Source organism: Enterobacter sp. 186315, from assembly GCF_053290175.1.
In genome coordinates this window covers 296,872-308,975 of sequence record NZ_JBPTTK010000002.1, presented here as the reverse complement: position 1 = coordinate 308,975, position 12,104 = coordinate 296,872, and the positions used below count along the sequence as shown (strand labels likewise).

The 12,104-nt window shown below is 56.8% G+C and carries 10 protein-coding genes; 8 read left to right on the top strand and 2 right to left on the bottom strand.

The features are described 5' to 3' along the window. Positions 1-89 precede the first annotated feature (89 nt). Together rapA and rluA are read left to right on the top strand one after the other, a co-directional pair. Positions 90-2,996, top strand: coding sequence for an RNA polymerase-associated protein RapA (gene rapA / locus ACSVHP_RS03840; RefSeq protein ID WP_234673893.1), 2,907 nt, complete (start codon positions 90-92; stop codon positions 2,994-2,996). A 12-nt stretch (positions 2,997-3,008) separates the two neighbouring features. Next, positions 3,009-3,668 carry a bifunctional tRNA pseudouridine(32) synthase/23S rRNA pseudouridine(746) synthase RluA gene (gene rluA / locus ACSVHP_RS03835; protein WP_417314144.1) on the top strand — a complete coding sequence of 220 codons (660 nt, stop codon included), beginning with the start codon at positions 3,009-3,011 and terminating at the stop codon, positions 3,666-3,668. A gap of 30 nt (positions 3,669-3,698) precedes the next feature. On the opposite strand, the gene djlA is transcribed toward rluA, so the two are convergent. After that, positions 3,699-4,517, bottom strand: coding sequence for a co-chaperone DjlA (djlA, locus tag ACSVHP_RS03830; protein WP_447551037.1), 819 nt, complete (start codon positions 4,515-4,517; stop codon positions 3,699-3,701). Between the two features lie 239 nt (positions 4,518-4,756). Between djlA and lptD the strand changes: the two genes are divergently transcribed. From lptD to apaH, 6 genes are read left to right on the top strand one after another with little or no spacing between them, the layout of a single operon-like run. Then, the gene (lptD, locus tag ACSVHP_RS03825; RefSeq protein ID WP_447551036.1) at positions 4,757-7,141 is read left to right on the top strand and encodes an LPS assembly protein LptD; all 2,385 of its coding nucleotides are present in this window, start codon (positions 4,757-4,759) and stop codon (positions 7,139-7,141) included. Between the two features lie 53 nt (positions 7,142-7,194). Then, positions 7,195-8,481, top strand: coding sequence for a peptidylprolyl isomerase SurA (gene surA, locus ACSVHP_RS03820; RefSeq protein WP_234673889.1), 1,287 nt, complete (start codon positions 7,195-7,197; stop codon positions 8,479-8,481). After that, complete coding sequence (gene pdxA / locus ACSVHP_RS03815) at positions 8,481-9,467, top strand: 4-hydroxythreonine-4-phosphate dehydrogenase PdxA (protein WP_447551035.1); 987 nt, start codon at positions 8,481-8,483, stop codon at positions 9,465-9,467. The genes surA and pdxA overlap by 1 nt, the downstream gene beginning before the upstream one ends. Next, positions 9,464-10,285 (top strand): 16S rRNA (adenine(1518)-N(6)/adenine(1519)-N(6))-dimethyltransferase RsmA, encoded by an 822-nt coding sequence (gene rsmA, locus ACSVHP_RS03810; RefSeq protein ID WP_234673887.1) that lies wholly within the window; start codon positions 9,464-9,466, stop codon positions 10,283-10,285. The genes pdxA and rsmA overlap by 4 nt, the downstream gene beginning before the upstream one ends. Positions 10,286-10,288: 3 nt before the next feature. Then, entirely contained in the window at positions 10,289-10,666 is a 378-nt protein-coding gene (apaG, locus tag ACSVHP_RS03805; RefSeq protein ID WP_234673886.1) for a Co2+/Mg2+ efflux protein ApaG, read from the top strand. A gap of 4 nt (positions 10,667-10,670) precedes the next feature. Further along, positions 10,671-11,519: a bis(5'-nucleosyl)-tetraphosphatase (symmetrical) ApaH gene (gene apaH / locus ACSVHP_RS03800; protein ID WP_417314148.1), complete on the top strand. Its 849-nt coding sequence runs from the start codon at positions 10,671-10,673 to the stop codon at positions 11,517-11,519. 76 nt (positions 11,520-11,595) lie between these two features. Here apaH and folA read toward each other — a convergent pair whose 3' ends face one another. Beyond that, positions 11,596-12,075, bottom strand: coding sequence for a type 3 dihydrofolate reductase (folA, locus tag ACSVHP_RS03795; RefSeq protein WP_234673884.1), 480 nt, complete (start codon positions 12,073-12,075; stop codon positions 11,596-11,598). Positions 12,076-12,104 lie beyond the last annotated feature (29 nt).

The following is a 12,104-nucleotide window of genomic DNA, read 5'->3' as shown; positions in this document are numbered from 1 at the left end:
TTTCCATTCCCGGACCCATTTTTCGATGGCCGTCATTTCTGACGGCGGTCGAACTATTGCCTGCAATTAAAGATTAGAGCCGAACATATATGCCTTTTACACTTGGTCAACGCTGGATCAGCGATACAGAAAGCGAACTTGGATTAGGAACTGTTGTAGCGCTGGATCCGCGCATGGTGACTCTTCTGTTCCCTGCTACCGGTGAAAACCGCCTGTACGCTCGCAATGACTCCCCTGTTACCCGCGTCATGTTTAACCCGGGCGACACCGTTACCAGCCACGACGGCTGGCAGCTGAAGGTTGAAGACGTAAAAGAAGAGAATGGACTGCTCGCCTACATTGGTACCCGTCTGGATACGGAAGAAACCAACGTCATCCTGCGTGAAGTGTTGCTCGACAGCAAACTGGTCTTCAGCAAGCCGCAGGACCGCCTGTTCGCCGGGCAAATCGACCGCATGGACCGCTTTTCACTGCGCTATCGCGCGCGTAAGTTCCAGAGTGAACAGTACCGTATGCCGTGGAGCGGCCTGCGCGGTCAGCGTACCAGCCTTATCCCGCACCAGCTGAATATCGCCCATGACGTGGGCCGTCGCCACGCGCCTCGCGTGCTGCTGGCAGACGAAGTGGGCCTGGGTAAAACCATCGAAGCGGGCATGATCCTGCATCAACAGCTGCTCTCCGGCGCTGCCGAGCGCGTGCTGATCGTCGTGCCTGAAACGCTGCAACACCAGTGGCTGGTCGAAATGCTGCGCCGCTTCAACCTGCGCTTCTCCCTGTTTGATGACGAGCGCTACGCCGAAGCCCAGCACGACGCCGATAACCCGTTCGAAACCGAACAGCTGGTGATCTGCTCGCTGGACTTCGTGCGCCGCAGCAAGCAGCGTCTTGAGCACCTGTGCGAAGCCGAGTGGGATCTGATGGTCGTCGATGAAGCGCACCATCTGGTGTGGAGCCTTGACGCCCCAAGCCGTGAATACATGGCGATCGAACAGCTTGCCGAACACGTGCCGGGCGTCCTGCTGCTGACCGCAACGCCGGAACAGCTCGGTCTGGAGAGCCACTTTGCGCGTCTGCGCCTGCTGGATCCAAACCGTTTCCACGACTTTGAACAGTTCGTGGAAGAGCAAAAAAATTACCGTCCGGTAGCGGACGCCGTGGCGCTACTGCTGGCGGGCAAACACCTGTCTAACGACGAGCTCAATACCCTGAGCGAGCTGATTGGCGAGCAGGATATCGAGCCGCTGCTTCAGGCCGCTAACAGCGACAGCGATAACGCAGGCTCCGCGCGTCAGGAGCTGATCGACATGCTGATGGATCGCCACGGCACCAGCCGCGTGCTGTTCCGCAACACCCGTAACGGCGTGAAAGGCTTCCCGAAACGCGAACTGCACACCATCAAGCTGCCGCTGCCGACCCAGTATCAAACGGCGATTAAAGTCTCCGGCATTATGGGTGCGCGTAAAACGGCGGAAGAGCGCGCGCGCGACATGCTCTACCCGGAGCAGATTTATCAGGAATTCGAAGGCGATACCGGCACATGGTGGAACTTCGATCCGCGCGTTGAGTGGCTGATGGGCTACCTGACCGCACACCGCTCCCAGAAAGTGCTGGTGATCTGCGCCAAAGCGGCCACCGCGCTCCAGCTGGAACAGGTGCTGCGCGAGCGTGAAGGTATTCGCGCGGCGGTGTTCCACGAAGGCATGTCCATCGTTGAGCGTGACCGCGCGGCGGCCTGGTTCGGGGAAGAGGACAGCGGCGCGCAGGTTCTGCTGTGTTCCGAAATCGGTTCTGAAGGCCGTAACTTCCAGTTTGCCAGCAACCTGGTGATGTTCGATCTGCCGTTTAACCCGGATCTGCTCGAGCAGCGTATCGGTCGTCTGGATCGTATCGGCCAGGCGCACGATATTCAGATCCACGTTCCGTTCCTGGAAAAAACCGCCCAGTCCGTGCTGGTTCGCTGGTATCACGAAGGTCTGGACGCGTTTGAACATACCTGCCCGACCGGTCGCACCATTTACGATCGGGTTCACGGCGAGCTGATTAACTATCTGGCGTCCCCGGAAGAGACCGACGGGTTTGACGATCTGATCAAAACCTGCCGCGAGCAGCACGACGCGCTGAAGGCACAGCTGGAGCAGGGCCGCGACCGTCTGCTGGAGATCCACTCCAACGGCGGCGAAAAAGCGCAGGCGCTGGCTGAAAGCATTGAAGAGCAGGACGACGATACCAGCCTGATCAGCTTCTCCATGAACCTGTTCGATATCGTCGGGATCAACCAGGACGATCGCGGTGAGAACATGATCGTCCTGACCCCGTCCGACCACATGCTGGTGCCGGACTTCCCTGGCCTGCCGGAAGACGGCTGCACCATCACCTTTGAGCGTGATGTGGCGCTCTCCCGCGAAGATGCGCAGTTCATCACCTGGGAACACCCGCTGATCCGCAACGGTCTGGATCTGATCCTCTCCGGCGATACCGGCAGCAGCACCATCTCCCTGTTGAAAAACAAGGCGCTGCCGGTGGGTACGCTGCTGGTTGAGCTGATCTACGTGGTGGAAGCCCAGGCACCGAAACAGCTTCAGCTGACCCGCTTCCTGCCGCCAACGCCCGTGCGTCTGCTGCTGGATAAAAACGGCACGAACCTTGCCGCCCAGGTTGAGTTTGAAAGCTTTAACCGTCAGCTGAGCGCGGTGAACCGCCACACGGGAAGCAAGCTGGTCAACGCCGTGCAGCAGGACGTTCACGCCATTCTGCAACTGGGCGAAGGCCAGATTGAGAAAGCGGCGCGCGCGCTGATTGACGCGGCGCGCAGCGAAGCGGACGAGAAACTCTCTGCCGAGCTCTCCCGTCTGGAAGCGCTGAAGGCGGTGAACCCGAACATTCGTGACGATGAACTTGCGGCGATTGAAAGCAACCGCCAGCAGGTGCTGGAGAGCCTGGATCAGGCCGGCTGGCGTCTGGATGCGCTGCGTCTTATCGTTGTGACCCATCAGTAAGCGGAGCGCAAGATGGTAATGGAGCCCTACAATCCACCGACGGATCCCTGGCTGGTCATTCTGTATCAGGATGAGCACATTATGGTGGTCAATAAGCCCAGCGGTTTGTTGTCCGTGCCGGGGCGTCTGGACGAGCACAAAGACAGCGTGATGACGCGCATTCAGCGTGATTTTCCGCAGGCCGAGTCGGTGCATCGTCTGGACATGGCCACCAGCGGCGTGATTGTGGTGGCGCTGAACAAAGAGGCGGAGCGCGAGCTAAAGCGGCAGTTCCGCGAGCGCGAGCCGAAAAAGCAGTACGTGGCTCGCGTCTGGGGGCACCCGGCGCAGGAGGAAGGGCTGGTGGATTTACCGCTGATTTGCGACTGGCCGAACCGGCCTAAGCAGAAGGTGTGCTATGAAACCGGCAAATCCGCGCAGACCGAGTATGAGGTGCTGGAGTATGCGCCGGATAACACCGCGCGCGTCTTGCTTAAGCCGATCACCGGGCGCTCGCACCAGCTGCGCGTGCATATGCTCGCCCTGGGCCACCCGATTCTGGGGGACAGGTTCTACGCCCCGCCAGAGGCGCTGGCGTTAGCGCCGCGTCTGCAACTTCATGCCCAGACGCTCACCATTACCCATCCGGTTTTTGGCAATGCCATGACGTTCAAAGCGCCGGTGGATTTCTGAAAAAAAAGGCCCGACATGTCGGGCCTTTTCTTATTTAAAACCTTTCTGCTCTTTTATCAGCTCGTAGGCTTTCTGAATTTCCTGGGCTTTCTGCTTCGCCATCTCCATCATCTCTGGCGGTAACCCTTTCGCCACCAGCTTGTCCGGGTGATGTTCGCTCATCTGCTTACGGTAGGCACGCTTGATGGTCGTGGCGTCGTCCGTCGGCTTCACGCCAAGAACGTTACAGGCATCTTCCAGAGTCGGGCCGCGCTGCGCCTGCTGCCAGCCACCGCCGGAGGAGTGCTGTTGCTGATAGCCGCCGCCAAACTGCGCGCCGCCCTGCATCATGCGCAGGAACTGGTCGAACTGCATTCGGGAGATGCCTAGCTCTTCGGCAATCACGTACAGCACGTCGCGCTCGTTGGGGTGCAGCGAGCCGTCGGCGAACGCTGCCTGGATCTGGATTTCCAGAAACATCCGAATTAAATCAAAACGTCCGAAGCAAATGCTGCGGAACTGGCGCATTTTTCCGCGCAGCGGATAGTTATCGGCTTTACCGATACGAAACGCATTTTGCGCCGCCAGTCGCGATTCACCGTGCAGATTCATTCTGTCCATGAATACGCTGGCGACCTGGATATCCGCTTCTGTCACACGCCCTTTTGACTTGGTTAAGTGCCCCATCACCTCAAACGTGGTGGAGAAAAAGAGTGACTGGCGCTCGCGCTGGTTGGCAAACCAGGCCATTTTACGGCTGCGCGCCTTATCAAACATGTGACCAATAATGAGGCCGAGAACAATCCCCCAGAACCCTGCGCCCATCATAATGGCGAACGCCACGCCGATTATTTTACCCCAATACTGCATATACTCCCCGAATGGTCATGTTCCTGGTTCGACGTAACGCCATCATTACAGTGGTCGAGCCACGGTCAATTGAGGGACATCGCCTATAATTTGCATTATCATACTCGTCATTCGATAGCGAGCCTAACACTCTGGCACGCAAACGGGCAGGATTAACGCTGGTACTGCGCTGATGAGTAAGTTAGTCTCTGAGCGTTTGTAAGCCGTAGCCACTGATGACGGAACAATAAATACAACGTATGAAAAAACGTATCCCCACCCTCCTGGCCACAATGATTGGCACCGCCCTGTATAGCCATCAGGGGCTGGCAGCCGATCTCGCCTCGCAGTGTATGCTTGGCGTCCCAAGCTACAATCGCCCGCTGGTAAAGGGTGATACAAATAGCTTGCCGGTAACCATTACCGCCGACAGTTCAAAAGGGACTTATCCAGAAAATGCCACCTTTACCGGCAATGTGGATATTAACCAGGGCAACAGCCGTTTGCAGGCCGACGAAGTGCAATTGCACCAGAAGCAGCCCGAAGGCGCGGCCGAGCCGGTACGAACGGTGGATGCACTGGGTAATGTGCACTACGACGACAATCAGGTCATCCTGAAAGGTCCGAAAGCCTGGTCAAACCTGAACACCAAAGATACGAACGTCTGGGAAGGTGATTACCAGATGGTCGGCCGTCAGGGGCGCGGTGATGCAGACCTGATGAAGCAGCGCGGCGAAAACCGCTATACCATTCTGGAAAACGGCTCTTTCACCTCCTGTCTGCCGGGTTCAAACACCTGGAGCGTGGTAGGTAGCGAAGTTATCCACGACCGCGAAGAGCAAGTGGCGGAGATCTGGAACGCGCGTTTCAAACTCGGCCCGGTGCCCGTTTTCTATAGCCCATACCTGCAATTACCGGTTGGCGACAAACGCCGCTCCGGCTTCCTGATCCCCAATGCCAAATACAGCACCACGAACTATTTCGAGTTCTACCTGCCGTATTACTGGAACATTGCGCCCAACATGGACGCCACGATCACGCCGCACTATATCCACAAGCGCGGCAACATCATGTGGGAAAACGAATTCCGCTACCTGACGCAGGCAGGTACGGGGCTGATGGAGTTCGACTATCTGCCATCGGATAACGTCTATAAAGACGATACTACCAACAACCCGTCGGGCGACGACCGTCACCGCTGGCTGTTCTACTGGCGTCACGCCGGGGTGATGGATCAGGTCTGGCGCTTTAACATTGACTACACCAAAGTCAGCGACTCGACCTACTTCAACGATTTCGATACCAAATACGGTTCAAGTACCGACGGCTACGCGACGCAGAAATTCAGCGCGGGCTACGCCATTGAGAACTTCAACGCCACGGTGTCGACCAAGCAGTTCCAGGTCTTCAGCAACCAGACCAGCAGCACCTACGGTGCCGAGCCGCAGCTCGACGTGAACTGGTACCAGAACGACGTAGGTCCGTTTGATACCCGCGTTTACGCGCAGGCGGTCCATTTCGTGAACACCAATTCCGATATGCCGGAAGCCACGCGTCTTCACATTGAGCCGACCATCAACCTGCCGTGGTCCAACGACTGGGCGAGTCTGAATACCGAAGCCAAGCTGATGGCCACCCACTATCAGCAGAAAAACATTGAGAGCTATAACGCGAACCCGAGCAATAAAACGGACCTGGAAGAGTCGGTAAGCCGCACGCTGCCACAGTTCAAAATGGACGGTAAGCTCATTTTCGAACGTGATATGGGCCTGCTGGCCGACGGCTATACCCAGACGCTCGAACCGCGTATGCAGTACCTGTACGTGCCGTATCGCGATCAAAGCAATATTAACAACTACGACTCTTCGCTGCTGCAATCTGACTACAGCGGCCTGTTCCGCGACCGCACATACGGCGGTCTTGACCGTATTGCCTCAGCGAACCAGCTCACCACCGGTGTGACCACGCGTGTTTATGATGACGCCGCCGTTGAACGTTTTAACGTTTCTGTTGGTCAAATCTACTATTTCACCGAATCACGCACGGGGGATGAGCAAAATATCCAATGGGAAGATAACGATAAGACAGGTTCCGTCGTCTGGGCCGGTGATACCTACTGGCGTATGACGGACCGCTGGGGTCTGCGCGGTGGCGTGCAGTACGACACTCGTCTGGACAACGTTGCGAACAGTAGCGCGACTATCGAATACCGTCGCGATGAAGACCGACTGCTTCAGCTGAACTATCGTTATGCCAGCCCGGAATACATTCAGGCGACGCTGCCGAAAAACAGCAGTGATACGACCTGGACCAGACCACAGTATAAAGATGGCATCTCGCAGGTGGGTGCAGTCGCAAGCTGGCCGATCGCCGATCGCTGGTCGATCGTCGGAGCGTACTACTTCGATACCAATGCGAATAAAGCGGCAGACCAGATGTTAGGGCTGCAATACAACTCCTGCTGTTACGCGCTGCGCGTCGGATACGAACGCAAGCTTAACGGCTGGGATACCAAAAATAATCAAAGCGAATACGATAACGTGATTGGCTTTAATATCGAGTTGCGCGGCCTGAGTTCCAACTACGGTCTGGGCACGCAGCAGATGCTGCGCTCGAACATTCTGCCGTACCGTAGCTCCTTGTAATGTGCTTGATTTACAACGTAATCCGCTCTGCGGTTAATTGAAATGGAAAAAGTATGAAGAACTGGAAAACGCTGCTTCTGGGTGTCGCTATGGTTGCGAATACCAGCTTCGCGGCCCCCCAGGTTGTCGATAAAGTCGCCGCTGTGGTTAACAACGGCGTAGTGCTTGAAAGTGACGTTGACGGTTTGATGAAATCCGTGAAGCTCAATTCAGGCCAGGCAGGTCAGCAGCTTCCTGATGACAACACGCTGCGCCACCAGATCCTGGAGCGTCTGATCATGGATCAGATCGTACTGCAAATGGGTCAAAAAATGGGCGTGAAGATCTCCGACGAGCAGCTCGATCAGGCCATCGCGAACATTGCGAAGCAGAACAACATGTCTCTGGATCAGATGCGCAGCCGTCTGGCCTATGACGGCATCAGCTACCCGACCTACCGCAACCAGATCCGCAAAGAGATGCTGATCTCGGAAGTGCGTAACAACGAAGTGCGTCGTCGCGTAACCATCCTGCCGCAGGAAGTGGATGCGCTGGCGAAGCAGGTGGGCAGTCAGAACGATGCCAGCACCGAGCTGAACCTGAGCCACATTCTGATCCCACTGCCGGAAAACCCAACGTCCGATCAGGCCGCGGAAGCGGAAAGCCAGGCGCGTTCTATCGTCGATCAGGCGCGTAACGGCGATGACTTCGGCAAGCTGGCGATTACCTACTCTGCTGACCAGCAGGCGCTGAAAGGCGGCCAGATGGGCTGGGGTCGTATCCAGGAGCTGCCGTCTATCTTTGCTCAGGCGCTGAGCACAGCGAAGAAAGGCGACATCATCGGGCCTATCCGTTCAGGCGTGGGCTTCCACATCCTGAAGGTGAACGATCTGCGTGGCCAGAGCCAGAACATCTCCGTCACGGAAGTTCATGCGCGCCACATTCTCCTGAAGCCGTCGCCAATCATGACCGACGATCAGGCTCGCGTGAAGCTGGAACAGATTGCGGCTGACATCAAGAGCGGTAAAACCACCTTCGACAAGGCGGCAAAAGAGTTCTCCCAGGATCCAGGCTCTGCTAACCAGGGTGGTGATTTGGGCTGGGCTGCGGCAGACATCTACGATCCTGCCTTCCGCGATGCGCTGATGCGTCTGAACAAAGGCCAGATGAGCGCGCCGGTACACTCTTCCTTCGGCTGGCACCTGATTCAGCTGATGGATACCCGCAACGTGGATAAAACCGACGCGGCGCAGAAAGACAGAGCCTACCGTATGCTGTTTAACCGTAAATTCTCTGAAGAAGCGGCAACCTGGATGCAGGAACAACGCGCCAGCGCTTACGTGAAAATACTGAGCAACTAATGAAACAACATCGTGTTGTTATCACTCCCGGCGAACCCGCCGGGATTGGTCCCGACCTCGTCGTCCAGCTCGCCCAGCGCAGCTGGCCGGTGGAGCTGGTCGTCTGCGCTGATGCAACACTGTTAACAGACCGGGCAAATTTGCTCGGTCTGCCTTTAACGCTACTCCCCTACGTTGAAGGCCAACAGCCCGCGCCGCAGCAGGCCGGTACGCTCACCCTTCTTTCTGTTCCCCTTCGTACGCCCGTTGTGCCGGGACAGCTCAGCACCGAAAACGGCCACTATGTTGTCGACACCCTTGCCCGCGCCTGTGACGGTTGTCTGAACGGCGAGTTCGCCGCGCTGATCACCGGGCCAGTACACAAAGGCGTGATCAACGAAGCCGGTATTCCCTTTACCGGACATACCGAGTTCTTTGAAGAGCGTTCGCACAGCCCTAAAGTGGTGATGATGCTGGCAACCGAGGCGATGCGCGTTGCGCTGGTGACCACGCATCTGCCGATCAGGGCCATTCCCGATGCCATCACGCCTGAGCTGCTTCGCGACATCATCGAGATTTTGCATCATGACCTGCAAACGAAGTTCGGCATTAAGCAGCCGCACGTTCTGGTTTGCGGCCTGAATCCGCACGCGGGTGAAGGCGGGCATATGGGCACGGAAGAGATCGACACCATCATTCCGGTGCTCAACGACATGCGGGCAAAGGGGATGAACCTCAGCGGGCCGCTGCCTGCGGATACCCTTTTCCAGCCCAAATACCTGGATAATGCCGACGCCGTGCTCGCGATGTACCACGATCAGGGTCTGCCCGTGCTAAAATACCAGGGCTTTGGCCGAGGCGTGAACATCACGCTCGGTTTACCCTTTATTCGAACGTCCGTTGACCACGGTACTGCGCTGGATCTGGCAGGCCAGGGGAAAGCGGATGTCGGCAGTTTTATTACGGCGCTTAATCTCGCCATCAAAATGATTGTTAATACTCAATGACTAATCGAGTCCATCAGGGCCACTTAGCCCGTAAACGTTTCGGGCAAAACTTCCTCAACGATCGGTTTGTGATCGACAGTATCGTTGCTGCCATTAATCCGCAGAAAGGCCAGGCGATGGTCGAAATCGGCCCGGGTCTTGCCGCGCTGACCGAGCCGGTCGGCGAGCGTCTTGACGAACTGACGGTCATCGAACTGGACCGCGATCTGGCCGCGCGCCTGCAAACGCACCCGTTCCTGGGGCCAAAGCTGACTATTTATCAGCAGGATGCCATGACCATGAACTTTGGCGAACTGTCAGAGAAAATGGGCCAGCCGCTGCGCGTGTTCGGCAACCTGCCGTATAACATCTCCACGCCGCTGATGTTCCACCTGTTTAGCTATACTGATGCCATTGCCGACATGCACTTCATGCTGCAAAAAGAGGTGGTTAACCGTCTGGTTGCAGGGCCGAACAGTAAAGCGTATGGTCGTTTAAGCGTGATGGCGCAATATTATTGCAACGTGATCCCGGTCCTTGAAGTGCCACCGACCGCGTTCACGCCACCGCCGAAAGTCGACTCTGCGGTTGTGCGTCTGGTGCCGCATAAAACGATGCCGCACACGGTCAAAGACCTGCGCGTGCTGAGCCGCATCACCACAGAAGCCTTTAACCAGCGTCGTAAAACGATCCGCAACAGCCTCAGTAACTCGTTTACCGTTGACGTGTTGGCAGAGCTGGGCATCGACCCGGCAATGCGCGCAGAAAACATTTCCGTTGAGCAGTACTGCAAGCTGGCTAATTACATTAGCGACAATGCGCCGCCGAAGGAGAGCTAAGCCATGATTGATTCGCCCCGCGTATGTGTTCAGGTACAAAGCGTCTATATCGAGTCTCAATCCACACCGGACGAAGAGCGCTATGTTTTTGCTTACACCGTGACCATTCGCAATCTGGGGCGGATGCCCGTTCAGCTGCTCGGGCGCTACTGGCTTATCACTAACGGCAATGGCCGCGAAATCGAAGTTCAGGGTGAAGGTGTTGTCGGCGAACAGCCGCACATCGCCCCTGGCGAAGAGTATCAATACACCAGCGGCGCGGTTATCGAAACGCCGATGGGAACGATGCAAGGCCATTATGAAATGGTCGACGCCGACGGCAATGCCTTCCGCATTGCTATTCCTGTGTTCCGTCTTGCCGTAACCACACTCATTCACTAATCCAATGTCAACATATCTGATTGGCGACGTTCACGGTTGCTACGATGAACTGATCGCATTGTTAAAGCAGGTCGACTTCACGCCAGGCCAGGATACCCTCTGGCTAACGGGCGATTTAGTGGCGCGCGGTCCTGGCTCGCTTGACGTGCTGCGCTTCGTCAAATCGCTGGGCGACAGCGTGCGCATGGTGCTGGGCAATCACGATCTGCATCTGCTGGCGGTGTTCGCCGGGATCAGCCGTAATAAGCCAAAAGATCGCCTCTCACCTCTGCTGGAAGCGCCGGACGCCGACGATCTTCTCAACTGGCTGCGTCGCCAGCCGCTGCTCCAGGTGGACGAAGAGAAAAAGCTGGTCATGGCCCACGCCGGGATCACCCCGCAGTGGGATCTCGACACGGCAAAAACCTGCGCGCGCGATGCAGAAGCGGTGCTGGCAAGCGACTCCTATCCCTTCTTCCTCGACGCAATGTACGGCGATATGCCGAACAACTGGAGTGAGGATCTCAGCGGTCTGGCGCGTCTGCGTTTTATCACGAACGCCTTCACGCGGATGCGCTACTGCTTCCCGAACGGGCAGCTGGATATGTACTGCAAAGACACGCCGGAAAACGCGCCCGCCCCGCTGAAACCCTGGTTTGCGATCCCCGGGCCTGTCACCCGCGAATACAGCGTGGTGTTTGGACACTGGGCGTCGCTGGAGGGCAAAGGCACGCCGGAAGGCATTTACGGTCTGGATACGGGATGCTGCTGGGGCGGGGATTTAACCTGCCTGCGCTGGGAAGATAAGACTTACTTTGTGCAGCCGTCTAATCGACAGCTTAACTTAGGGGGAGATGAGGCGGTCGCCTCCTGAATAATTTCCCCTCACCCTAACCCTCTCCCCAAAGGGGAGAGGGGACTTAATGCAGCCAGGGTGAGGGGTAAAACGTTTAGCGACGTTCCAGAATTTCGAAGCAGTAGCTGTGCGAGTTTTGCTCGTCAGCGTCGTGGAATTCGCTGAAAACGGATTCCCACTCGTCCGGATCGTAATCCGGGAAATGGGTATCTCCTTCCACTTCTGCATCAATGTGGGTCAGATACAGCTTCTGCGCTTTTGGCAGGAACTGCTCGTACACGCGGCCACCACCGATCACCATAATCTCTTCGGCATCACCGCAGGCGGCAATCGCCTCGTCCACCGACTTTACCCACTCGACGCGATCGTCAGTGCCCGGCTGGCTACTGATTACGATATTCTTACGGCCCGGCAATGGACGACCAATCGACTCCCAGGTCAGGCGGCCCATCACTACCGGCTTGTTTAACGTAGTACGTTTAAACCATGCGAGATCGGCAGGCAGGTTCCACGGCATGGCGTTTTCCATACCGATAACGCGATCTACCGCCAGCGCTGCAATCAGACTGATCATTGAAAAATTCCCGGATGCAAAAAATTGCC